Raw genomic sequence first — 25,669 nt, 5'->3', positions numbered from 1 at the left:
GATTAAAAAATGCGTTTTTAGATAATTTGAGTCAAAAACAGGAAATATTCCTTGACAATCCGCGAACTCTAATGTAGTATTGCACAACGTTTCAATGTCGAAAACGTTTCTGTTAACAATTCTCCCAAATTTCGCTCTTGTACTGCAATCCAAAGGATTTGCTTACCGTATGTCAAAGAGGTCAATATTGATTTAGTTTGGGGATTGTTTCATCACAAAATATCAACACTTTTCCTTTTATATGGATAACGAATCCGCACAATCAAACCGTCCTAAGCGTCAAAGAATTCAAAAACCGACTGAAGAACAAGCTCCCTTATTACCGATGGGAGAAAGCCCCGTGGCTGAATCAGTTCCTGTTGTTTCGGAGGAAACAGCTCCCGCAAAGCCAGCACGTAACATTCGTCCTCGCAAAGGAAAGCCTGCTGCTGAGGAAGCGCCTATTGAAGTCGATGGCATCATTGAACCCGAGGAAGTTGATACTTCTTTTGTGACAAGTGATGCGCCGCTGGCAGCTGATAAAGTTTCTCCAACGGACGCTCCGGTGGATGTCAATTCGCTTCCGAAAGAAGATGCACCTGCTCAATCCCATCAGCATCAACATCGCCAACATCGTAATAACTACAACCAAGTTATCAAAGAATTGGATGGTTTGATCGATAATGAAGGTGTGCTGGAGATCATGCAAGAGGGTGGATATGGCTTTATGCGCTCATCGGATTACAACTACTTAGCTTCACCGGATGATATTTATGTGTCACCCTCTCAAATCAAAATGTTTGGTTTGAAGACAGGGGATACCATCTTAGGAAAAATTCGCCCTCCGAAAGAAGGGGAGAAGTATTTCGCCTTGTTAAAGGTAGAGTCCGTGAATGGGAAGACTACCGATGAGATTCGTGATCGGATCAATTTCGAGTATTTGACACCTTTATTCCCAGAGGAAAAATTAAACTTGTCTTCGACGCCGGATAATTATTCGACGCGTATTTTGGACTTGTTTGCGCCGATAGGTAAAGGCCAACGTGGTATGATTGTCGCTCAGCCGAAGACCGGTAAAACTGTGTTGCTGAAAGACATCGCCAATGCGATTTCGCGTAACCACCCCGAGGTTTATTTGATTATCTTGTTGATCGACGAACGTCCAGAGGAGGTAACCGATATGCAACGTTCGGTGCGTGCGGAGGTAATTTCATCTACCTTCGATGAGCAAGCGGAGCGTCATGTGAAAGTGGCGAATCTTGTCTTGGAGAAGGCAAAGCGCATGGTGGAATGTGGCCACGATGTGGTGATTTTATTAGATTCAATCACGCGTTTAGCGCGTGCTTATAATACTGTCGTTCCTTCGTCAGGTAAGATTTTATCCGGTGGTGTGGATGCTAATGCTTTACACAAACCGAAACGTTTCTTCGGGGCGGCTCGTAATGTGGAGAATGGTGGTTCATTAACCATTATCGCGACGGCCTTAATTGAAACCGGTTCGAAAATGGATGAGGTTATCTTTGAGGAATTCAAAGGAACGGGTAACATGGAATTACAATTGGATCGTAAATTGGCCAATCGCCGTATTTACCCATCGATTGATGTTACGGCTTCGGGTACGCGTCGCGAGGATCTATTAATGGATCCTGCGGTTCTACAACGCGTATGGATTTTGCGCAAGCACATGTCGGACATGAACTCCGTCGAGGCGATGGAATTCTTGCAACAGCAAATGAAAGGTACGCGAAACAACGAGGAGTTTTTGGTTTCTATGAATCGCTAAGATGTCGATTTTACCTATTGAATTACGTTCATCGGATCGTCAGCCCGTTTGGTTTATCGGGCATGGCAGTCCGATGAATGCGTTAATGGACAACCCATTTACACAATCCTTGAATCAATTAGGCGCTTCTATCGCCCCGCCTCAAGCGGTATTGGTGGTTTCCGCACACTGGTTGACCCGCGGAGGCAGCTTCGTCCAGGCTTCTCCGAATCCCGAAACGATCCATGATTTTGGGGGATTCCCTCGAGAATTGCATCAATACCAATATCCGGCTCCCGGAAGCCCATTCTTTGCCTTGGCTTTGGCGGATGAAGTGAAGTCGGTCCAACCTACCACCGAATGGGGCTTAGATCATGGTGCCTGGACCGTTTTATGTCACCTATTTCCGCAGCATACTATCCCTTGCTTTGAACTTTCCATCGATTATTCTCGGCCATTGGGCTATCATATCTCCTTAGCACGTGAATTGCAATTTTTGCGCGAAAAAGGGGTGTTGATTCTCGGTAGTGGAAATATCGTACACAATTTAGAGGCGAGTATCCCCAACCTGAGTTCGGGTCAAGAGAATTTTGGCTACGAATGGGCACAGGAATTTGATGCGTGGTCGGCGAATTTAATTGCCAACAAAAACGTCGAAGGACTCTTGGATTACGAACGTGCTCCGGGTGGCCGTTATTCGGTCCCTACGCCGGATCATTACATTCCGCTCTTATACAGTTTGGCTTTAGCGCGCGCCGACGAGCAAGTGCATACGACCTACGAACAACTCGTTTATGGAGGCATTTCGATGCGTTGCTTCGAGATTCGTTAATAGCCAAAAAATACTTTCTCGATAATTTCGCAGGCCTGTTCCATCTCCACTTTGGAAATGGTCAATGGTGGCGCTAAACGGATTTTGTTGCCATGTGTCGGTTTCGCCAAAAGACCCGCGCGCATGAAATCTAGGCAGATTTCCCAGGCTACCGGACTGTCTTCATCGGTATTTATCTCAATGGCACAAAGCAAACCCTTGCCGCGTACCTCTCGGATGAGTGCCGTTTTCGCTTGTAAGGTCTGAAGGAATTTCATCAATTGTTGGCCTCGCTTTTCCGCGTTTTCAATCAAATCTTCATCCCCTAAAATATCGATGGCTACATTAGCCACGGCACAGGCCAAAGGGTTTCCACCGAACGTTGAACCATGCTCGCCGGGTTTAATAGTTAACATGATTTCATTGCGGCACAAGACTGCAGAAACGGGCATGAAACCTCCCGATAGGGCTTTGCCCAATAATAAAATATCGGGATGTACGAATTCATGGTGACAGGCTAACCAAGCCCCCGTCCGTCCAAGGCCCGTTTGAATCTCGTCGGCGATGAATAAAACATTGTGTTTCTTACAAAGTTCCGATGCCTTTTTGAGGTAACCGGCATCGGGTAGAATGACGCCTGCTTCTCCTTGAATGGGCTCCACCATAAAGGCGGCAACATCGGGATTCTTCACTTGCGCTTCCAAGGAAGCTAAATCATTATAGGGAATCTTAATAAATCCAGGTGCATAGGGACCAAAATGGTGGTAGCTGCTGGGGTCCGTCGAAGAGGAAATCGCTGCGATGGTCCTTCCCCAGAAATTGCCCTCTGCCACGATGATTTGTGCTTGGTTATTGGGAATGCCCTTCACCTCATAGGCCCATTTGCGCGCGAGTTTGATCGCAGATTCGCCGGCTTCCACTCCCGTATTCATCAACAAGACCTTATCGTAGCCAAATTTTTCCGCGAGCTTCTTTTCGGTTTGGCCTAATTGGTCGTTGTGAAAAGCGCGTGAACTCAGGGTGAGTTTTTGAGCCTGTTCGCTGATGGCTTGAATTAATCGAGGGTGGCAATGACCCTGATTGACGGCGCTGTAGGCCGACAAAAAATCAAGGTATTTCTTACCCTCCACATCCCACACATGTACTCCGAGGCCTTTGCTCAAGACAACGGGGATGGGATGGTAATTATGGGCACCGTATTCAGATTCTAGGCGGATGTAATCGGTTGATGTCATTTGTTGATCAGGTAGAGACGCGATACTTCGCGTCTCATTTTAATTTTTGCGGAATCTTTATTTCGCGTCTGTTTTTTGTTGTAGAGACGCGATACCTCGCGTCTCATTTTAATTTTTGCGGAATCTTTATTTCGCGTCTGTTTTTTGTTGTAGAGACGCGATACCTCGCGTCTCATTAATTTAAGACGCGAGGTGTCGCGCCTCTATATATTTAAGACGCGAGGTATCGCGTCTTTACATATTTAAGACGCGAAGTATCGCGTCTCTACATATTTAAGACGCGAAGTATCGCGCCTCTACATATTTAAGACGCGAAGTATCGCGCCTCTACATATTTAAGACGCGAAGTATCGCGCCTCTACATATTTAAGACGCGAGGTATCGCGCCTCTACATATTTAAGATGCGAGGTATCGCGTCTCTACATTTTAAAGTCGCTCGTAAATCCCAGCCACGCCTTGGCCACCACCTACGCAGGCAGTTACCATACCGTATTTCTGGTTGCGGCGTTTCATTTCGTCGAACAACTGAATGGATAGTTTCGCTCCGGAACATCCTAGAGGATGACCCAATGCAATCGCTCCTCCATTCACATTCACAATACTTGGGTCAATGCCCAATGTTTTGATAACGGCAAGCGACTGTGCTGCAAAGGCCTCGTTCAATTCGATTTGTTGGATGTCATTCAGTTTCAAGCCAGCCTTCTTCAAAGCCAATGGAATCGCCTCCACCGGTCCAATTCCCATCAAGCTAGGTTCTACACCCGCCGTAGCATATGTCACCATGCGGGCAATCGGCTCGAGTTTATGTTGCTTTACGAAGGCTTCAGATACGACCAAAACAAAAGCCGCTCCGTCTGAGGTTTGCGAGGCATTTCCCGCCGTAACGGTTCCACCCATCGCAAATACAGGTTTTAATTTTCCCAAGGCTTCGATGGTTGTATCCGCACGCGGACCTTCGTCTTTGCTGACTGTCCAAGTTCTTGTTTTCTTCTTCCCAGACGCCGCATCGAAATAATTTTCAGATACGTTGATGGGCACAATGGATACATCAAAATGTCCAGCAGCTTGTGCTGCGAGGGCCTTTTGGTGCGATGCCAAGGCAAATGCGTCTTGGTCATCCCGGGAAATTTCATATTTCTTCGCAACCTCCTCAGCCGTTAAGCCCATCCCGATGTAATAATCCGGATGCTCCGATGCGATGTTGTAATTCAATACGGTTTTATGTCCCATCATCGGTAACATACTCATCGATTCCGTTCCCCCCGCTATGATGCAATCCGCGATGCCAGCTGCGATTTTGGAAGACGCCAAGGCAATCGCCTCTAAGCCTGATCCGCAATAACGGTTGATGATGAATCCTGGCACGCTCTTTGGCAATGACAATAAGGAGATGTAACGAGCCATCTGCATGCCTTGTTCTGCTTCGGGAATGGCGTTGCCGACGATCAAATCCTCGACCAATACCGGATCCACTGAAGGAACCTGGGCCATTAAATGTTTGATTACCTCTGCTGCCAAATCATCTGGTCGCATGGTTCTAAATCCACCTTTGTTTGCTTTTGCCACCGCCGTGCGGTAACCTGCTATGATATATGCGTTCATGATTAATTTCTTAAAGGTTTACCTCCATTTAATAAGCTACTGATTCGTTCCAATGTTTTGCGCTCTCCAGATAACGACAAGAATGCCTCCCGCTCCAAGTCAAGCATGTATTCCTCGGTAACTAATTGAGGCGCATCTAAATCTCCCCCGCAAATTGCGTAGGCTAATTTATTAGCAATCAAGGCATCGTGTTCCGAGATGTATTTACCCATCAACATACCTTGAATTCCCGCTTTAAATAAGGCTAGCCCTTGCTTGCCTTCCACCCACACATCGCTGCGTGGTTGTTGCATCACATAACCCGCTTCCGCCAATGCAATCGCCTCTTTCTTCGCCTCTGAAATCAATTGGCTGCGATTCAATACAATGCGATCTTCTTTGCGTAAGTAATTCATTTCCAAGGCCTCATGCGCCGAAGTACTCACGCGCGCAGTGGCAATGTTCATGAAGGCTTCTTGCAAACGGTTGAGTTCGACGTCGCCTTTCCGACGGGCATCGCCCATCCGCAAAGCCATCTCCTTGGTTCCTCCGCCGGCCGGGATAAGTCCCACACCTACTTCCACCAAGCCCATGTACAATTCCGCATGTGCTACGATTTTGTCGGCATGTAAGTTAATCTCAGTACCACCTCCAAGTGCTAGGGTATGCGGCGCTACGACCACCGGAATGGACGAATAACGAACGCGCATCATGGTTTTTTGGAAGATGGCAATCATCTGATTGACCTCATCAAATTCTTGTTGGGCCGCATACATAAATAACATACCTAAATTCGCCCCGGCCGAGAATGCCTCAACACCCTCATTTCCGATGACCAATCCACGGTAATCTTTTTCGGCCAAATCAATCGCCTTTTGAATACCCTCCAAAACGCCTTGGCCCATCGTATTCATCTTCGAATGGAATTCCAAGTTGATGATGCCATCACCGATATCGATAATACTTGCATCATCATTTTTGTAAATCGTATTCGTTGGTTTTAGGATCTGCAAATTAATCTGCTTGTTCGATCCAGGTATGGTTAGGTATTTCTTTTGATGAATGTCATAGTATTGACGCTCGCCATTTTCGACACGGTAGAAGCTAGTATGACCCGCTTGAACCATTTCGTTGACCCAGGCGGCTGGGGTATGACCCTCGGCTGCCATGAGCTCGATGCCGTTTTGAACACCGATGGCGTCCCAGGTTTCGAAGATTCCCATTTCCCAACCGAATCCGGCGCAGATGGCTTGGTCAATTTTGACAAAATCGTCTGCGATTTCCGGAACGCGCATAGATGCGTAGCGGAAACCATCCAAAAGGGTTTTGCGGTAAAATTCACCTGCCAAATCCTTGCCGGCCAATAAGACTGCGAAACGATCCGATAGCTTATCGATGGCTTTCGTGCGCTCCAACGTTTCAAACGAAACCTTCTGCGACGGGCGGTATTCAAATGTCTGAAGATCCAAACTCAAGATCACCGTTTTGCCACCCTCCTTCGTCTTCTTGTAGAATCCCTGACCCGTCTTATCTCCGAACCATTTGTTCTCCATGAGTTTTTGAAGCATGTTAGGCAATTCAAAAATCGACTTACTTTCATCGTTAGTCAAAGCCTGCTTCAAATTGTTGGCCACATGAACGGTGGTGTCTAAACCTACGACGTCGGATAAACGGAAGGTTCCTGATTTCGGTCGGCCAACGACCTTTGAGGTTAGCTTGTCGACCTGCTCAACTGTTAACCCTAACTCTTCCACCACTTTCATGGTTTGCATCATCGAATACACCCCAATGCGGTTCGCGATGAAGGCAGGCGTGTCTTTACAAAGGACGGTGGTTTTACCTAATTGAGTCTCCCCAAATTGAAGCAGAAAATCGATGATTTTCGGATCTGTTTTTGGGGTAGGGATAATTTCAAGTAAACGTAAATAACGAGGCGGATTGAAAAAGTGCGTGCCGCAGAAATGTGTTTGGAAATCCTCCGAACGACCTTCTGCCATTAAGTGAATTGGAATACCGGAGGTATTCGATGTAATCAGTGTGCCGGGTTGACGAAATTGCTCGACGCGGTCATAGAGCGATTTTTTAATCGCTAAATTTTCCACGACAACTTCCATGATCCAATCGACCTGTGCAATCTCCGGTAGATTATCTTCGAAGTTGCCCAGTTTAATGTTTTTGGCAAAGCCGCTGCTGTAAAGCGATGCGGGCTTTGCCTGTATAGTTTGTTGAAATGCCGTATTAACGATCCGGTTTTTCACGGATGGGTGCTCGAGGCTTAAGCCTTTTGCTTGTTCCTCGGGGCTCAGTTCTTTGGGCGCAATGTCCAAAAGCAATACCTGAACGCCAATGTTTGCGAAATGACAGGCTATTCGAGAGCCCATGATTCCAGAGCCTAAGATGGCTACGCGTTTGATGGAACGATTCATGTTAAAAAGTTTGGGATGATTTTTTGGGTAAGGCAAAGCGGTCCGTTGACCCCCTCAGCTTCTACCGTCGTAAATATACCGAAAAAACAAAATGTTATGCAAGCATACTAGTTAAATTATCAATAAAAATCCCCCTGGAGTTTACCAGGGGGATAAAAAATATGAATAGCCTGATAAATTAAGCGTAGCTTGATACCGGTTCACAGGCACATACCAAGTTACGATCGCCGTAAGCTGAGTCGATACGTGACACCGTAGGCCAGAACTTATTCGCCTTCACATACGGAAGTGGGAATACCGCTTCTTCACGTGTATAAGGCTTATCCCAGTCGGCCGTCAAAACACGCGATTGTGTATGCGGTGCGTTCTTCAGCAAGTTATTAGTCTTCTCCACTTTTCCTTCTTCGATCGCACGAATCTCCGCACGGATGCTCAACAAGGCGTCGCAGAAACGATCTAATTCCTCTTTGCTTTCCGACTCGGTCGGCTCAATCATCAAGGTACCTGCTACCGGGAACGATAGGGTAGGTGCGTGGAAACCATAATCCATTAAGCGTTTTGCGATATCTTCCGCTTCAACGCCGGCAGATAATTTAAATGGTCTGCAATCCACAATCATCTCATGCGCACAACGACCTTGCGAACCTGTGTACAGGATTGGGAATTCTTTTTCCAAACGGGCTTTGATGTAGTTTGCATTCAAGATTGCCGTTTGAGTTGCCTCGGTTAATCCTGCACCACCCATCATCGCGATGTAGGCGTATGAAATAGCCAAGATCGAAGCGGATCCCACCGGTGCTGCTGAAACCGCTCCATGGGCGGGAGCTTCCACCGAATCCGTAATCACGTGTCCTGGTAAGAATGGTACCAATTGAGGAGCTACCCCGATCGGCCCCATGCCGGGTCCGCCACCTCCGTGTGGAATACAGAAGGTCTTGTGTAAGTTTAAGTGACATACATCTGCTCCAATGCGCGCCGGGGAAGTTAATCCTACCTGTGCATTCATATTCGCACCATCCATGTATACTTGACCGCCAAACTCATGGATCATCGCGCAAATATCAATGATACTCTCTTCGAACACACCATGTGTACTTGGATACGTAACCATTAAGCATGCCAAATCATCTTTATGTTCTTCTGCCTTGGCACGCAAAGCATCCACATCAATATTTCCATTTTCGTCACAAGGTGTAACAATTACCTTCATGCCCGCCATCACAGCAGAGGCAGGATTCGTGCCATGTGCAGAAGATGGAATAAGCGCGATGTTACGATGTGAATTTCCGCGTGAAGCATGGTAAGCACGAATCACCATCAATCCAGCATATTCGCCTTGTGCCCCCGAGTTTGGTTGCATGGACATCGCCGCAAATCCAGTGATTTCACATAACCAAGCACTTAATTCGGTAATCATTTGTTGGTACCCACGTGTCTGAAATGCCGGAGCAAAAGGATGCATCTTGCCCATTTCTGGCCAAGTCACCGGAATCATTTCCGTTGTCGCATTCAATTTCATCGTACAAGATCCCAAAGAGATCATCGAATGTACCATCGATAAATCCTTTGACTCTAAGGTCTTTAAATAACGCAACATACCATGTTCCGAATGGTAGCGATTGAACACATCATGCGTCATGAACGGTGTGCTTCGCGTTAAGGCCGCTGGAATCGTCCATGCTACCGTCAATTCGTCGCCTAAAATTCGTTGGCCTTGAGCACGCTGGAAGAATGCTAAAATCTCAATCACATCATCCTCCGATGTCGTTTCGTCCAATGCGATGCTCAATTTACCTGCATCGTTTTTGTAGTATCTAAAGTTGCGCTCCGACTCCTCTGCATATTCACGAATCTCGTCCGTTTGTGTTCCGGTTAAGACTGTCAAGGTATCGAAGTGCTGAGTGTTTTCTAGGGTATAGCCCAGTTTCTTTAAGCCAGCCGCTAATAATTCCGTTAATCCATACACGCGTTCCGCGATTTTCTTCAAGCCTTCCGGTCCGTGATAGATGGCATAAGCCGCTGCCATGATAGACAGGAGTACTTGAGCAGTACAGATGTTTGAGGTTGCTTTTTCGCGACGAATGTGTTGTTCACGCGTTTGAAGCGCCATGCGAAGCGCACGGTTACCTTCCGCATCAACGGAAACACCGATGATCCGACCTGGAATGCTACGCTTGTATTTCTCTTTAGTTGCAAAGAAAGCCGCATGAGGACCACCGAATCCCATCGGTACCCCGAAACGCTGTGAACTTCCCACGACCACGTCGGCTCCCCATTCACCCGGAGGCGTTAATAAGGTTAGTGCCAATAGGTCGGCCGCAACGACAACTTGTAAATGTTGTTCCTTGGCAGCGCTCACGAAATCCTTGTAATCATAGACTTCGCCATTCGCAGCTGGATATTGTAAAACGATTCCGTAATATTTCGGATCAGTTAAGTCGATTTTGGTATGATCTCCCACCTCGATTTCGATGCCGATTGGCTCTGCACGCGTCATCAACAAGTCGATGGTTTGTGGCAAGCATAAAGATGACACAAAAAGAGTTTCGGCGTTGTTACGTTCTGTGGGACGCTGGCCATATAACATCGTCATGGCTTCGGCGGCTGCGGTACTTTCGTCCAACAAGGATGCATTTGCTAATTCCATGCCGGTCAATTCGATGACCATCGTTTGGTAGTTTAATAACATCTCCAAACGTCCTTGCGCGATTTCAGCTTGGTAGGGCGTGTAGGCCGTGTACCAAGATGGATTTTCCAAGATGTTACGTAAAATAACCGTAGGCGTAAAGGTGTCGAAATACCCTAAACCAATGTGGCTTTTGAAGATTTTGTTTTGACCCATGATTTGTTTGAAATCCCGCAAGAATTCAAACTCCGTTTTCGGTGCCGGTAGGCGAAGGCCTTGTGCCAAACGAATTTTTTCAGGTACAGTTTGATTGATGAGTGTGTTTAAATCAGCAACGCCGATTTCTTTTAACATGGCGGCTACGTCGGCAGGTTCTACATTGTTGTGACGCAAGGAGAAATCTTCCCGATATTTGAAATTTGGGGTCATAAAATACTTATGTATTTGGATGGAAAAATCGCCACAAAAGTAAGCTTTTTTTAGCGATTTATTTTTGATTCCTTAACTTCGCTTTCTTTAAATTTGTTTTAATCGATGAAAAAATCAACAAACTATGTTTTAGCGCTTGTTCTGTTCGCTAATTTAATTTCCTTGGGTGCATTCGCTCAAGCAAATCCGGTCCCGTATGCCTATACGATTAAGGCCGAAGATTTGAAAAAGCATTTGACTTTTATCGCGTCAGATAGCCTAAAAGGTCGCAATACCGGTTCGGCAGAACAGAAGGTCGCAGCGAATTACATCGCAGACCATTTTAAGAAGTCGGGCTTAGCCCCTGTCAATGGTTCCTATTTCCAAAAGGTGGATTTGGTGAATCGTTCATGGACCCAAGTTGGCTTGACCATCAAAGGTAAATCCTATGATTATTTAGGCCAATTCATGGCGAATGCCTTGGCACCTGTTGCGGCGGACTCTAAGTTTACGGTCGTATTTGCGGGCTTTGGTGTTCAGCAAGCGGGATTCACGGATTTTGATAAGCTAAATGCGAAAGGAAAATATGTCCTTGCGTTCGAGGGCGAAGCCAAAGATGCAGCAGGTAATTATGTGCTTTCGGGGACGAAGGATCCCTCGGCTTTTGGTAAAGGAGATGGCTGGAAAGAGAAGTTGAAGCGCGCACAAGGTGCCGGCGCCAAAGGTTTAATCTTAATTTCCGATAAGACTGAAAAGGATTTCGGAAATCAATTGCGTCAACGTCAGGTGATGATGCAGCGTTTCGGAAATGAGCGTATGGTTTTTGCGGATGTCGCGGCGTCACCGAATGAGGCACCTGTCTTATTGATTTCTTCAGCCATGGCTGCGGAAATTTTAGGTACGACCGAGGCAGATTTATTGGCCTATAAAGCATCCGTTGCAGCTGCCAAAAAATCAATGCCTTCGAAGTTTAAGGCATCTTCGGTCAGCTTGACCATTGAGCGTACGGAGAAGCCGGTGGATACGTATAATGTTGTGGGTTATTTGGAAGGAACCGATAAGAAAGATGAGGTAGTTATTTTGACGGCTCACTATGACCACATTGGTATTTCGTTTGATGGAAAGATTAATAACGGTGCAAACGATGATGGATCGGGTACGGTGACGATAATGGAATTGGCGGAGGCCTTCGGTAAGGCGGCTGCAGAAGGTAAAAGACCTCGTCGGAGCATTTTGTTCATGACCGTGACGGGTGAAGAAAAGGGTTTGTTGGGTTCCGAGTGGTATTCAAACCATCCTTTGTTTCCATTGGCCAACACGGTTTGTGATATCAATACCGACATGACAGGCCGTTACGATGATGAGCACATGGGTAAGCCGGATTATATTTATGAGATTGGATCGGATAAATTATCGTCGACCTTACGGGATATTTTAGTGGATCAAAATAAGAAGCATATTGGCTTGGAATTGGATTTCCGTTTCAATGATCCGAATGATCCGAATCGTTTTTACTATCGTTCCGACCACTATAATTTTGCCAAACATGGCATTCCAGTAGCCTTCTTCTTCAATGGCGTGCATGATGATTATCACATGCCAGGTGATGATGTTGAGAAAATCGAATTTGATCAAGTGCAGAAGGTAGGCCGTTTGGTGTTCTACATGGCATGGGAGATCTCGAATCGTGAGGAAAGATTGAAGGTGGATTCGAACAAACCGTAGGGTAGACTTTGGACTTTAGTCGTTGGACTTTGGAGGGCCCCAAGCATTGCTTGGGGCTTTTTTTGTAGAGACGCGATACTTCGCGTCTTTGGTGGTTTTTCGGTGGTTTGTAGAGACGCGATACTTCGCGTCTTTGGTGGTTTTGAGGTGGTTTGGCTAGACGCGAGGTATCGCGTCTCTACATGTAACTGGGTAAATAGACGCGAGGTATCGCGTCTCTACATGTAACTGGGTAAATAGACGCGAGGTATCGCGTCTCTACATGTAACTGGGTAATTAGACGCGAGGTATCGCGTCTCTACATGTAACTGGGTAAATAGACGCGAGGTATCGCGTCTCTACATGTAACTGGGTAAATAGACGCGAAGTATCGCGTCTCTACATGTAACTGGGTAAATAGACGCGAAGTATCGCGTCTCTACATGTAACTGGGTAAATAGACGCGAAGTATCGCGTCTCTACATGTAACTGGGTAATTAGACGCGAAGTATCGCGTCTCTACAACAAGGATTTGATTTTCTCTTCAAACACCTGCTGAATCAGCTTCGACTGTTGGATGAATTCATTATCATTCAAATCCCCAATCACCGCCTCGAGTTCCTTGGCATTGCCGAACATGGCTAAACGGAATGGGTCTTGGTAATCTTTGGAACGTGATTTTTCGATGCCCGCTGTCAGGTAGCGCGCCGTTTCCACGGCCTTGTTTAGCCATGCGGGGATATTTTCAATCGCATCCGCTTTGACCTTTAACAGACCATTCAAGGCATTTTCGAATTTTTGATCCGGGTAAAGGGCGGCTTGGTTTTCGTAGAAATGATGTACCTCCGACCAGCGGGAAATTTGACCGGATTTGATGGCCGACTTTAAATCCGCCACCGCGCCCGAAGGGATGAGTTGGCCCCCGATATTATCCCAGGTCTGAATGGCTGTCGCATTCGCTAGCGTTTTATGAAGCAAGTCAATTGGTTTTTGATCCGGATAACGAGCTGCCGTTGCCACCCATTCTTTGGCGGCATGGTATTGCAGTAAATCCCCAAAAATATGATAAGCGCGGTAGGTCTTTGCCACGCGTGTTTTGCGTTTCGAATTTTCGATACCTGTAGCCCAAACGACCAGGTTTTCATGCTCATTGGCTGGGTTCTCCAGCCACGCTTTGCCCGCTGCTGCGTCTTTGCCTAGTGCATCGCCGACACACTGACAGAATAATTCGCGCGCTTGAAGCATTTCGCTGACTGTGTCTGGGGCGAGGTAGTCGAACTCCAGCAGCATATTTTTTTCGACGCGCTGGTCACGGGCTGCAAATTTCCAAGCGTTACGTGCGATGGCGTACATGTTGTATTGGAACCAATAACCGGCAATGATCAATAAGCCGCCAGTGGCGTCATCGTTACCAAGCAAGGAGAATGGAATTGGATTATGAATTTCCGCCGGGTAGTTTCCTTTGGAAATCAAGTTGAAAGCTGCGAATTTGGAATTGTGTTTCAAGGCCACCGATAATCCTGGCCAAAATCCACGTCCGGCTTGTAATTCACCATCCGCTCCGCGGGAATTGTGATTCGATCCCAAGGTGGCTCCAGCTGCCATATTGCTTTGACCATGAATGATTGCTGCACACAGGAAGGAGTTATTGTGGTGTTGTTCATGCGCCGGAAAAATCAGGGCATTCAACACCTCGCAACAAGAAATGGTCGAATTACTTCCTAAATACGAGTTGATCAAACGCGCTCCATACTTTAACTGTGAATGCGCAGCCAAGATAAAACGAACGGCCTTCACCCCATAGAAAATACGGCAACCCTCGTGAATGATTCCATTGACGATTTCACAGCCCTCGCCGATTTGCGTGGAGGCGTGTGGGTAGGAGATGATTGTCAAATTCTTGAGTTTGTTGGCCCCTTTAATGTAAGTATCCGAACCCATGTTGACATCCTTGATGATGCCCGTGTTCTTGATTACCGTTCGATCCCCGATTTGACCATAGTAGCCTCGTTGGGTCGAAAATTCAGCTTGTGTTAGGTTGAAATAGGCTTTTTGTAAGGCTTTGTCCTCTCGATCTTGCGTCCACAAAAAGGCATCTGCTGGGCGCATGCCGATGAACGGAACGACTTTCCGTCCGCCATTTTCATTACCTAATTCGAGCCAAATACGAATGCGCTCTTCCTCGCCGTCTTTCACGATACCGTTTCCAAATTTGGCAGTCGGGGTGGTCGCTAATTCATTCACTTGCAGAATCATCACCTCATTTCCGATTTGGAAATGAGAGAGGAGATTCACGCGATCAATGGCTACGTTATCGCCAAAATCGCTGGAAATAACGGTTGAATTGTAAATACCTACGGGCATGCGAAGGTTCTTGAATTCCAAATAACAGGATTCCAAAACCCCGATGCGGATCATGCCAAAAAAGCGGCAGTTTTTCACCAAGTAGGGATTGAAACCCTCCTTTACCCAAATGTCTTTCCAGTTTTCGGCCTCGTTCAGGTTGGCCTCCATAATGCTGATTTCGCGTGAAGTCAGTTGGCGATAATCAGCTGTATTAATGCTTGTATTGCGGTATAGGTATTCATTGGAACCACTTGGCAGGTAGTCGGCCGAAACAAAGCCATAACCTAAATCCGCCAAGGGTTTTTTATCAATTCGATTCATTTCTCGTAAAATTCAATAGGTAGATCATCTGGATCAGCTATAAAAGTAAAGCGTTTTCCTGTAAATTCATCGAATCGGATGGGTTCAGATGCAATATTTTGCCGATTTAATTGTTCGACGATTGCTTCTAAATTGTCTACGGCGAAGGCCAAATGGCGGAGGCCAGCGGCTTCGGGACGGGAGGTTCGAGCGGGTGGATTTGGGAATGAAAAGAGCTCAATTTGGTATAAGCCATTGACTTCCAGGTCTAATTTGTAGGAATCTCGTTCTTTTCGGTATACTTCGCGCACGATTTGGAAGCCCAGGATTTCGGTGTAGAAGTGTTTGGATACTTCGTAGTTGGAGCAGATAATGGCGATGTGGTGAATGCCGAGGATCATAATTTTTCTTTTTTGTTGGTTCGGTAATCCGTGGTGCGTTTTGTTTTTGTAGAGACGCAATACTTTGCGTCTTTTATAAGTTTAGACGCGAGGTATCGCGTCTCTACATTGTTTTCAGAAGCGAGGTATCGCGTCTCTACATTGTTTTCAGAAGCGAGGTATCGCGTCTCTACATTGTTTTCAGACGCGAGGTATCGCGTCGTTACATTGTTTTCAGATGCGAATTATCGCGTCGTTACATTGTTTTCAAACGCGAAGTATCGCGTCGTTACATTGTTTTCAAACGCGAATTATCGCGTCGTTACATCGTTTTCAGACGCGAGGTATCGCGTCTCTACATTGTTTTCAGACGCGAAGTATCGCGTCTCTACTTTTTGACCGCTACCGCGATTTTCGAATCCGCCGTACCGTAGTATAAAAACCAATTGCCTTGAAAATGGACGAGTCCTTCTACGAAGCAGACCTCGTTCACTTCCCCGACGCGTTCATGGTCTTTGTCGGGCCAAATGAATGCCTGATTCGTACGATCAATCAGTTTGTAGGGTTTGGATTTGTCGAAGAGCGCTTGGCCGGCGGCGTAGGTGAATTTGGGAAAATTTGGTTCATTGAAATTCGCGGCATTGCTGCTGTTGTAGATTAACAGAATTCCTTCGTTTCGCAAGAGGGCGTAGGGTCCTGGTTCAACGAGTCTAGAATCGAAATAGCCCATTCGGGGATGTAATACGGAAATTCGGTTTTGGTTTTCGGCATTTTCACAGACCTCCCAGGTGCGCAAGTCTTTGGATTTGGCCATGAATAAATCGGTATCGCCAAAATACATCCAATAATAACCGTCGATTTTGTCTGCGATGATGCGGCTGTTGATTTCCTTGCCGACGATCGCACCGGATTTCGACCAGAGGTTGATGTATTTGGGGCTGGCCAACATGGGTCCGAGCTTTTCCCAGTTGATCAAATCTTTCGAGATTGCCGAGCAAAGTCTAGCCGTTTTACCATCGTAGGAAGTATAAGTCAATAAAAATTGTCCATCACCGGTTTCAATGACCCGCGGGTCTTCGATTCCACCCGGCCATTCGAAGGATTTAAAGGCGTCATTTCCAGGTGCCAAAATGGGCTTCGGCTGTTTGGTAAAATGAATGCCATCCGTGGATATCGCTATGCCGATGCGGGAAGTGCCCAAGGAATCCTGTGCTCGGTAGAGTAAGTGAACCTTTCCTTGGTAAACCAAGGCGGTCGGGTTTAAGACATTCTTATTCTCCCAGCCGACTGATTTTTGTTGGATCGGGCAGAAAAACCTCGCCTTCGTATCCGGCTTCATGATCGGATTTTCGCTATCGGCCTTTTTAAATCCAGCCAATTCCCAGGATTTGGTTTGGGAAAATCCGAGCAAAGGCAACAAGAGGAAGAGGAGGATTTTTTTCATGGGGGATTTTATTACGATAGTAAAGCTAGCAAATTTATGCTTTTGTAGAGACGCAATACTTTGCGTCTTTTTGTTTTTGTAGAGACGCAATACTTTGCGTCTTTTTGTTTTTGTAGAGACGCGATACTTCGCGTCTTTTTGTTTTTGTAGAGACGCGATACTTCGCGTCTTTTTGTTTTTGTAGAGACGCGATACTTCGCGTCTAGGGTGGTGTTTCGGTAGTTTAACAAGACGCGAGGTATCGCGTCTCTACAGTGTTTTGTTTTTACGCGATACTTCGCGTCTAGGGTGGTGTTTCGGTAGTTTAACAAGACGCGAAGTATCGCGTCTCTACTGAATACTTACCCTTTTAAAGGATTGTCGTAAATGTATTCGATGATATTTTGTAACTCTTTTTCGTCTCGGATGATTCGGTCATAAAATCGAGCTTGCCAACAAAAATTCGGGTCAATTTTTCGTGCTTCTATTGTAACCGATGATTTGAAACCTCTCATAATTGACGCTAGGTTTTCCGATTGTGGGCCAAATTTTGCTTCATCAGTAATGACAGGTTGCAATGATTTATCAATTTTTATAATACCATGTAAATGATTGGGTATGATAATGTACGGCCCTAATGATACAAAAGGAAAATAGGTTGAAATGTTCTCCCAATTCCTTTTTGTGATATTCCCAATCTCATTTAATTCCACTTTTTCATTTCTAATTTTACCAAAAAATTGATTCATATTCTTAGTACAGATTGTGATAAAATAATTGCCATTTGATGCGTAATCCCACCAATTCGCTCGAATTGATTTTATTTGATATTTATTTAGTTCTTTAAGGCCTATTTTCTTTTTCATTCTTCAATTTTCACTGTTGAAAATTGTAATCCTATTCATTTTATAGATTACCAAAAAGTTGGATTTTATTCTAGAGACGCGATACTTCGCGTCTGGGGAGGTTTAAATGAGGTTTAACAAGACGCGAGGTATCGCGTCTCTACAGGTTTTTTTTAACAAGACGCGAGGTATCGCGTCTCTACAGGGTTTTTTTAACAAGACGCGAGGTATCGCGTCTCTACGGGTTTTTTTAACAAGACGCGAGGTATCGCGTCTCTACAGGGTTTTTTTTAACAAGACGCGAGGTATCGCGTCTCTACAGGGTTTTTTTTAACAAGACGCGAGGTATCGCGTCTCTACAGGTTTTTTTTTAACAAGACGCGAGGTATCGCGTCTCTACAGTCTGGCGACCAATTCATACGAATGCCGAATCATTTCCTCGCATTGGGCACGAGTGAGGCCCTCGCCCATGACGACGGTGTTCCAATGTTTTTTATTCATGTGATAACCGGGTAGGACGGCGTGTGGGTATTCCTCGCGCAATTGAATGGCGCGTTCGGGATTGCATTTGACATTAAACCGAATGGGGCTTTCCTCGATTCCCACGAGCAGAAACATTTTCCCTTTAATTTTATACACGATGTGGTCTGGGCCAAAAGGCTGAGTCTCCTCTACTAAGGGCAGCCCCATACAGAAGTCGCAAATTTCGTCTAAGTACATACAGAAACATCTAATATTGTGTAAGTTAGCAAGGAAAACCTCAAACCTATGAATAGACGTCATTTTATCTCAGCCGCAGCACTCGCTTCGGCCGCACCCGCAGTTTCGTTGGCACCCGCTGCCCCTGAACTCAAACCCAAAATCAAATTAAGCGTTTCCTCGTATTCGTATTGGCATTTTAAAGGGGATAAATTTCCCATCGAAAAGGTCATCGATGAAGCCGCGAAATTGGGATTGGATGGGATTGATGTATTGCACCGACAAATGGAAAGTGAAGACAATGCCTACCTCCAAAAATTGAAAAAACATGCTTTTGTGAATGGCATTGCCATGACTTGTTTGTCGATTCACCAGGGTTTTGTGACGCCCGACAAAGCGGAGCTGAAAAAGCATGTGGACCATACGAATCATTGCATCGAGCTTGCCTACAAAATGGGTATACCTTGTTTGCGCTTGAACACGGGTCGGTGGAATACAATTAAGAGTTTTGATGAGTTGATGGCAAATCGCGGAATCGAGCCGATTTTGCCTGGGTATACGGAAGACGATGGCTATAAATGGTGCGTGGATGGGATCCAACAATGCTTGCAAAAAGCGGAGGAATGCGGCGTATTATTGGCATTGGAGAATCATTGGGGCCTAGGCTCAACGCCCGAGGGGATGTTGCGCATTCATGACACGGTGAATTCACCTTGGTTGGGTTTACTGATGGATACCGGAAACTTCTTGGAGAATCCCTATGATAAATTAGCGAAGATCGTGTCCAAAACCAGTTTTGTTCAGGCCAAAACCTATTATGGCGGAGGCGAATGGTATAGTTTGGATTTGGATTATGCACGGATCATTAAGATGCTCAAGCAAGCAAATTACCAAGGCTATATTTCCATTGAATTTGAAGGAAAAGAACCGGGTCCGGTAGGGGTTAAGAAGAGTGTGGAGTTGTTGCGAAAATATTTGTAGAGACGCGATATTTCGCATGTTTTTGTTTTTTTGTAGAGACGCGATACTTCGCATGTTTTTGTTTTTTTGTAGAGACGCGATACTTCGCGTCTTTGGTGGTTTTCAGGTGGTTTAACAAGACGCGAGGTATCGCGTCTCTACAGGGGTGGTTTAAAAAGACGCGAGGTATCGCGTCTCTACAGGGGTGGTTTAACAAGACGCGAGGTATCGCGTCTCTACGGTGGCGGTTTAACAAGACGCGAGGTATCGCGTCTCTACAGGGGTGGTTTAACAAGACGCGAGGTATCGCGTCTCTACGGTGGTGGTTTAACAAGACGCGAGGTATCGCGTCTCTACAGGGGTGGTTTAAAAAGACGCGAGGTATCGCGTCTCTACGGTGGCGGTTTAACAAGACGCGAGGTATCGCGTCTCTACAGGGGTGGTTTAACAAGACGCGAGGTATCGCGTCTCTACTTCAACTTCGCTGCAATCCAGCGAAGGTATTTATTCAGATTCAGGTGATTGTTGATCGTGTACAATTGATCCCTTGTCCGCATGAAATTCGTTTCGTGGCCATTCCAGGAGTTTTTCACGGGTTCACCATTACGTATGTTGGTCAAGAAACGACGTAGGAACAATTCGTTCGTTACGCTATTTGACAACATTGGGGTGTAGTAAACACAATCTTTGAAATAGTAATGGGTTACCTGAGAAAAGCGGGTGGAATTCGGGTCATTCACGGCGCTACCTCCATGGACAATGTTGGATGACCAAATCAGCGCATCCCCTTTTTTGGCCAAAAACTTCGTTTTTTTATACGGTGAGGCCTCCATCATTGCCTCCATAAACGTTTCGTATTCCGGATAGTTGTCATAGGACGTGTCTGCCAACGAATTTTTAAAATGGCTGAAATTATATTCCGTCGTTTTGTGTGAACCCGGGTAATAGAATAAGGGCCCATTATCTTCCGTGATATCTTCCAAGGCCACCCAAACCCCACACATGTAACGCGCTGGCAAGGAACTAAAGTGCAAGGTGTCCGAATGTGCTTTTTGCTGGGACCCTACCTTAAAGTTCAAGGTTTGAAAGGGTATCACCTCGCGATCGTACAACATCTCCAAAACCTTGATAATCTCCGGGTGCGCCGCCATTTGTTGGACAGCGGGTGATTTCTGCCAAAGGTCTTGAATACGAATATCATTTCGAAAGGTATCAATCGGATAATCCGGGTTGAAGCCTTTCTCGAGCATATCCTTTTTGATTTCCTCAATGAGCTCCTCCGTGAATAGGTTCTGAACCACCACATAGCCATTTTCATGGTAATCCGTGGCTAATTTTGCCTGTTCGGAACTTAGATTTTTTGAAGGTAAAATCTGGTGAAAGAAAGGACTCTCCACCCAAGGTAAATTCATTGCATGCATGACCGTATCCGTTTGAATAATCAGCCAAATATACAGATATTTTTAATTCCGTTGAATTCGATAGTCGTGCAGTTCGATGTCGATGCTGCCTTTGGAATTGGTTTTGCCCGTTTCTTCTGGCCGACTCGTCCGATTGATATCCGTTGCCACGCCCTTCGGAATCTTGAATTTCTTGATATCAATCTGGAATTTCATGCGGGATGGTAAGCCCAAATTTCGCTCCTCCGCATAATCAAATTCACAGGTGACAGTGCCATTCGTCCGACTCGTTATTTGAGACTTTGTCACCACGTAATCTTTCGTATCTACCCAAATCTTGGCCAACACAATGTCTGCCTCGTTATCAGTTGGTAAGAGCGTCAGCACCTCGGTGCCTTGGTCTACCCCCGACGAAATTGCCGTGAATTGATTGGGATGGCTGAACAAAAGGGGCAATTCCGAAAATCCGTTTTTGGGGAGGATGGAGATTCCGGCCGACTTCATTTTAAAGTTCGATGGGTAGTTGAATTGTACCGTGGCTTTGACTGGTAACATCCGTATGGAGGCGATTTTCGGCTTGATGGTGGCTTTGACCTCGTAGGATTTTACTTGGTTGAATTTCTTGATCAAACGCTGCCAGGTGGCATTCGAGTTTTGGCCCAAAGACAAAAAAGGCAATAAGAGGAATAGTAGGTATTTCATTAGACCGTGATATCTTTTCGGTGAAAACTGAAGAGCGCGACGCCGACAAACACCACATTGTGCGCAATCAGTATGTAAATGGATTGTTTGATCTGTTCCCAAGGCAAGGGATCCTCAAAAAAGGAGCGCCAAGAAGCCATGTGCGTCGTAAACAACAAGGGGCGAATGGGGTCAAAAACGGGAACATCCAAGGTCCCAATAATCGTAAATAACAAGATAATCGCCATGGTGGAGACAATGGGTCCAATCGAATTATCCGAGAAACAGGATAGGCAAATGGACAGGGAGCTGATGGTTAATAGGGCCAAATAGGCTACGCAAAAACCACCTAGGTATCTCCAAACAATATCTTGTTCCTGCAAAATAACCAGTCCATCGGAATTCAAAACCATTAAATCGCCTGACCCAAACATCCAGCGACCAACGATGACCGCTAGGAATCCGAGCCATACGACGATCAACAAGGTGTACAGGCTGCCAGCGAGGAATTTGGAACCCAATAATTGATTACGCGAGATGGGTTTGGTCGCTAGCATTCGCAAGGTTCCCATGGCGGCTTCCCCGGAAATTAGATCGCCGGTGACGAGGGCGACCAACAAGGGGATGTGAACGATCAACATTTGTAGGATGATGAAGGCCACTAAATTGCCATTCAAGACATCACCCTCGAATCGCAAGGTCTGCTCAAAAGAGGAGGTCACGAAGGAGATCATCGACATGCCGTCTACTTTGAGGGCAAATAGGATGATGGCCACAAGTCCGGTGATTGCCGCGAGTCCCAAATAACTTCGGGGTTTCAAGGCAATCTTGATGAGTTCGTTGTAGGTGCTGTATAGGAAAATCATGAGGCCAACAAGTTAATGAAGTAATCTTCGAGTTTACGTTTTGCCTCGATCGCAAAAATAGGAAGACCGGCGGCAACGATTTGCGCGTTTAATGCCGGGATGTTTTCCTTGAGTAGGCTGATTTCGACGAATTGTTCGTTGACCTGCAGCGGCTGGTAATTTGTTTGAAGCAATTGAATGAGTTTCGGCATCGAAAGGCTGTCGGTCTGAATGCGAATAATCTGCTCGTCCTCATTGAGTAATTCTGCCACATTGCCTTCCACGATGCTTTTTCCTTGGTGGATGATAACCATTCGGTTGCAGATGAGTTCGACCTCGCTCAAATTGTGCGAGGACAGAATGATCGTTTTCTTCTGCTCGTTTTTGAGGCGTAAAATCAGGTTTCGCATGTCGATGATTCCTTGCGGATCTAAGCCCGTGGTAGGCTCGTCGAGCACAATCAGGTCGGGTTGATGCAAGAGGGTTTGAGCGATTCCGAGGCGTTGCCGCATGCCGTGCGAGAATCCTCCAACGCGGTCATTTTCCCGACCGGCAAGTCCGACGAAGTCCAGCATTTCGCGGATTTCCTGCGAACTGGAGGGTTTGCCGGAGATTCGTGAAAAGAGCTGGAGGTTTTTATAGGCGGATAGGTATTTGTAAAAATCAGGTTTTTCAATCAGGCTGCCTACGCGGGCTAAAATCTCGCTTCGATGTTGCGTGATCGACTGCCCAAATAATTCAATGCTACCTTGATCCGCTTGAATCAAGGAAAGCATGCAACGCATGGTGGTACTTTTTCCGGCGCCGTTTGGGCCCAGAAAACCATAGACATCGCCGGTATTCACGGTGATGTTGACATCCTTCACGGCGTGAAAATCACCGAAATGTTTCGAGAGGTGGCGGATTTGAACAATGGGAGTAGGCATGTATTCCTAACGCCATTTGAAGAAAAATGTTTTAAGGGCGCTGAAAGCGGTAGGCTGTTTTCCAAAACTGCTTCTTCGCAGCATCATAGAGGAAGAGCTGGTAATCGCCTGATTCTAGGCTAGTTGTGTGTAGGTCTAGAAAGCTGTTGGGAAGCACCCATGTCTGCCCCAGCAGGATGTTTTTCTTGGAATTTGGTCGGAAAGGAATGTTTTTGATATACATCTTGGGACTCTTGTCGCTCCGGTAAAACAGTAGGTAATGGGGCTGATTGAGACCTATGATCAGCGGGTAATCCTGAATTTCAATCGTCTGATCTTGGATTTTCAATTTTACGGGGAGCAGGGGAGCTGTGAGGCATTGATTGAAATGTGAACGATCGATGAGGCTGTTTTCACTCTGCCAAATTCCTTGCTCGTAGCTGGGGCGTAAATAGGCCGCAGCGTTGTCTTGGAATTGATTGGAACAATAAAGCCAGCGGCGGTTATTATCCCAGTTGGCTCTCTCAGCAATCGCATCGTGTTTTTGCTGGTACATCGCCGGCAAGTACTGCATGTAGGACCCGGCCCAAAAAACAGCTGACAAACCGATGATGCCAAGGATTTTCCCTTTGCTTAGGCTGGGTAGGTAGATGAGGTAGAGCGCGATGGCGATGAGAGGGCTGAGGCAGGCGAAACGACTGATCATACCGAGGCCGGAGCCATCGCGGTTGGAGACGATGAGTAGGCAATTCGCGAGCAAGATGAGTAGTAAGGTGGCGCTTTGGGATTTATAGTCTATTTTCCAAAGTCCTCGAAGCCCAAGGAGGACGAAGAGTAACCCGAGGCCCCAGGCGATTTCAGCCGGATGCCATTGGATGAACATGGCCAGGGTTCCCACGAGATTGAGGAAGAAGGGGATGGCGTGGCTGATTTCGATGGAGGCGGGTTGCACGACGCTCCCGATTTTCGACATGTAGAGGTAGCTGGCGAGTTGGAGGACAAAACTGGGTGCCAACCACATGATCTCCTTGAAACGTCGGTTGGCCAACAGGTAATACCCGATGCCGACATAGGCCAAAACTCCGCTTCCAAAGGAATAAAAGGCCATGGCCGCGAAAAAGATCGCTAGAGCCAGATTTTTTGGGCCGGGTTGGGCGATGAAGTGCAGGGCGACTAGGGTGAAGAGGATGACAGAGCTTTGTTGGATCCCGGTCATGGCCCAGTTGGCCACCTCATAATACTGCGGTTGGAACCATAGTAGCAGGATGGGCAGGGCTTTCCACGGGGCTAATGAATGGGATTGAGTTTGTTTCCAAAGGAGCCAGGCGATGGCGGTGAGTTGGGCCAGGCTGATGAGCAGGATCCGTTGGAAGTTGATGTCTTGAAAGAGCAGGTATTGAATGCTGAGTCCGATTTTGGGGATGACGGCCATGTGGTTGTTGTCCACCATGAATAGGCTGCGCAGGAATTGGGTAGTGCTGAGATTTTTTTGTGCGATTTGGTTGACGAAATCGATAAAATTGACGTCGTCGAGGAAGGGGCTGTTGTGGCTGAGGCGGAGGATTTGCCAAGTAAAAAGCAGGATGATTCCGCTGCCAAGAAGCCAATTGCTGAAGAGTCTCGCGTTCATGGTGGCAAGTTATCGAAATGTTTTGGGAAACTTTTTTACCATTGGATAATTCGGGTGGAAAAAACTTGTAGCCTAGGCCATAATTCGTAATTTTGTTACTCAAAATTGTATCAGTCTGCCTTGGGTTCTGTGTGACTCAGGAGGGCGAAGCCGTATTAGGCGAATTGCATTGGTATTAGATCGTTTATTTTCGGGAAAGATTCGGGTGGCTTTGCTCACTAAATTGCTGTTGAACCCGGCGAGTAGGGTCTACCTACGGGGTTTGGAGCGGGATTTGGGGGTGAGTAGCAATACGGTACGTTTGGAATTGAATAAATTGCAGGAGATGCATTTGATTCAGGTGCAGGAGGAGGAGGAAAATGCGAAGGTGAAGCATTATGTGGTGAATCAGGCGCATCCGATGTTCCAGACCTTGCGGGGAATAATTCTGCAATTTGTGGGTTTGGATCAGATTGTGGACCAAATCATCAAGAAATTAGGTAATTTGGATCAGGTATATCTGACCGGGGAGCTGGCAGAAGGAAAGAATTCGCCTTTTGTGGACTTGGTGCTGGTGGGGAATGTGGATCGTCCGTATTTATATCAGTTGATCGAAAAGGTGGAGCCCTTGATACAGAAAAAGGTACGCGTAGGGGTTTTTGGGCGGGAGGAGTTTAGTGAGGGGATGATGATGGGGAGTGGGAAGTGGATGAAGATGATGGAAAACTCTTATTAAATTAATT

18 protein-coding genes and 1 pseudogene are annotated in these 25,669 nt (G+C 46.3%); 5 read left to right on the top strand and 14 right to left on the bottom strand.

Going from position 1 to position 25,669, the window contains the following annotated elements:
* Positions 1-613: 613 nt before the first annotated feature.
* Positions 614-1,762: pseudogene (rho, locus tag ACMH5P_RS11250) on the top strand (transcription termination factor Rho); the annotation flags it as partial.
* 1 nt (position 1,763) lies between these two features.
* Positions 1,764-2,573 carry a 4,5-DOPA-extradiol-dioxygenase gene (gene ygiD / locus ACMH5P_RS11245; RefSeq protein ID WP_459494466.1) on the top strand — a complete coding sequence of 270 codons (810 nt, stop codon included), beginning with the start codon at positions 1,764-1,766 and terminating at the stop codon, positions 2,571-2,573.
* On the opposite strand, the gene rocD is transcribed toward ygiD, so the two are convergent.
* The 4 genes from rocD to gcvP form a co-directional block, all read right to left on the bottom strand.
* Positions 2,570-3,787 carry an ornithine--oxo-acid transaminase gene (gene rocD, locus ACMH5P_RS11240; protein WP_459494465.1) on the bottom strand — a complete coding sequence of 406 codons (1,218 nt, stop codon included), beginning with the start codon at positions 3,785-3,787 and terminating at the stop codon, positions 2,570-2,572. The genes ygiD and rocD overlap by 4 nt on opposite strands.
* Positions 3,788-4,214: 427 nt before the next feature.
* Positions 4,215-5,390: an acetyl-CoA C-acyltransferase gene (locus ACMH5P_RS11235; protein ID WP_459494464.1), complete on the bottom strand. Its 1,176-nt coding sequence runs from the start codon at positions 5,388-5,390 to the stop codon at positions 4,215-4,217.
* A gap of 2 nt (positions 5,391-5,392) precedes the next feature.
* Positions 5,393-7,795, bottom strand: a complete 2,403-nt coding sequence (locus ACMH5P_RS11230) for a 3-hydroxyacyl-CoA dehydrogenase/enoyl-CoA hydratase family protein (RefSeq protein WP_459494463.1) — start codon at positions 7,793-7,795, stop codon at positions 5,393-5,395.
* 178 nt (positions 7,796-7,973) lie between these two features.
* Entirely contained in the window at positions 7,974-10,850 is a 2,877-nt protein-coding gene (gcvP, locus tag ACMH5P_RS11225) for an aminomethyl-transferring glycine dehydrogenase (protein WP_459494462.1), read from the bottom strand.
* Between the two features lie 105 nt (positions 10,851-10,955).
* Between gcvP and ACMH5P_RS11220 the strand changes: the two genes are divergently transcribed.
* Positions 10,956-12,554: a M28 family peptidase gene (locus ACMH5P_RS11220; protein WP_459494461.1), complete on the top strand. Its 1,599-nt coding sequence runs from the start codon at positions 10,956-10,958 to the stop codon at positions 12,552-12,554.
* A gap of 498 nt (positions 12,555-13,052) precedes the next feature.
* On the opposite strand, the gene ACMH5P_RS11215 is transcribed toward ACMH5P_RS11220, so the two are convergent.
* The 5 genes from ACMH5P_RS11215 to ACMH5P_RS11195 all read right to left on the bottom strand — a co-directional run bounded on the left by ACMH5P_RS11215 (position 13,053) and on the right by ACMH5P_RS11195 (position 18,517).
* Positions 13,053-15,200: a DUF4954 family protein gene (locus ACMH5P_RS11215; RefSeq protein ID WP_459494460.1), complete on the bottom strand. Its 2,148-nt coding sequence runs from the start codon at positions 15,198-15,200 to the stop codon at positions 13,053-13,055.
* A complete protein-coding gene (gloA2, locus tag ACMH5P_RS11210) occupies positions 15,197-15,580 on the bottom strand; it encodes an SMU1112c/YaeR family gloxylase I-like metalloprotein (protein ID WP_459494459.1) in 384 nt (127 codons plus the stop codon). Before gloA2 ends, ACMH5P_RS11215 begins: the two co-directional genes overlap by 4 nt.
* A gap of 367 nt (positions 15,581-15,947) precedes the next feature.
* Entirely contained in the window at positions 15,948-17,003 is a 1,056-nt protein-coding gene (locus ACMH5P_RS11205; RefSeq protein WP_459494458.1) for a glycoside hydrolase family 130 protein, read from the bottom strand.
* Between the two features lie 341 nt (positions 17,004-17,344).
* Positions 17,345-17,848, bottom strand: coding sequence for a transposase (locus ACMH5P_RS11200; RefSeq protein WP_459494457.1), 504 nt, complete (start codon positions 17,846-17,848; stop codon positions 17,345-17,347).
* Between the two features lie 375 nt (positions 17,849-18,223).
* Positions 18,224-18,517 (bottom strand): MmcQ/YjbR family DNA-binding protein, encoded by a 294-nt coding sequence (locus ACMH5P_RS11195; RefSeq protein ID WP_459494456.1) that lies wholly within the window; start codon positions 18,515-18,517, stop codon positions 18,224-18,226.
* 78 nt (positions 18,518-18,595) lie between these two features.
* Between ACMH5P_RS11195 and ACMH5P_RS11190 the strand changes: the two genes are divergently transcribed.
* Positions 18,596-19,507, top strand: a complete 912-nt coding sequence (locus ACMH5P_RS11190; protein ID WP_459494455.1) for a sugar phosphate isomerase/epimerase family protein — start codon at positions 18,596-18,598, stop codon at positions 19,505-19,507.
* 449 nt (positions 19,508-19,956) lie between these two features.
* Here the strand turns inward: ACMH5P_RS11190 and ACMH5P_RS11185 are convergent, their stop codons facing one another.
* The 5 genes from ACMH5P_RS11185 to ACMH5P_RS11165 are packed head-to-tail and all read right to left on the bottom strand — an operon-like array spanning position 19,957 to position 24,947.
* The gene (locus ACMH5P_RS11185) at positions 19,957-20,907 is read right to left on the bottom strand and encodes a phytanoyl-CoA dioxygenase family protein (protein ID WP_459494454.1); all 951 of its coding nucleotides are present in this window, start codon (positions 20,905-20,907) and stop codon (positions 19,957-19,959) included.
* A 42-nt stretch (positions 20,908-20,949) separates the two neighbouring features.
* Positions 20,950-21,588 carry a hypothetical protein gene (locus ACMH5P_RS11180; RefSeq protein WP_459494453.1) on the bottom strand — a complete coding sequence of 213 codons (639 nt, stop codon included), beginning with the start codon at positions 21,586-21,588 and terminating at the stop codon, positions 20,950-20,952.
* Positions 21,588-22,433 carry an ABC transporter permease gene (locus ACMH5P_RS11175; protein WP_459494452.1) on the bottom strand — a complete coding sequence of 282 codons (846 nt, stop codon included), beginning with the start codon at positions 22,431-22,433 and terminating at the stop codon, positions 21,588-21,590. Before ACMH5P_RS11175 ends, ACMH5P_RS11180 begins: the two co-directional genes overlap by 1 nt.
* Complete coding sequence (locus ACMH5P_RS11170; RefSeq protein ID WP_459494451.1) at positions 22,430-23,338, bottom strand: ABC transporter ATP-binding protein; 909 nt, start codon at positions 23,336-23,338, stop codon at positions 22,430-22,432. The genes ACMH5P_RS11175 and ACMH5P_RS11170 overlap by 4 nt, the downstream gene beginning before the upstream one ends.
* A 31-nt stretch (positions 23,339-23,369) precedes the next feature.
* On the bottom strand, positions 23,370-24,947 hold the full coding sequence (locus ACMH5P_RS11165; RefSeq protein WP_459494450.1) for a hypothetical protein: 1,578 nt from the start codon (positions 24,945-24,947) through the stop codon (positions 23,370-23,372).
* Positions 24,948-25,116: 169 nt separating this feature from the next.
* Between ACMH5P_RS11165 and ACMH5P_RS11160 the strand changes: the two genes are divergently transcribed.
* Positions 25,117-25,662, top strand: coding sequence for an ArsR family transcriptional regulator (locus ACMH5P_RS11160; RefSeq protein WP_459494449.1), 546 nt, complete (start codon positions 25,117-25,119; stop codon positions 25,660-25,662).
* Positions 25,663-25,669 lie beyond the last annotated feature (7 nt).

The organism is Aquirufa sp. 5-AUSEE-100C1 (genome assembly GCF_054558655.1).
This window is presented reverse-complemented; position numbering and strand designations above follow the sequence as displayed.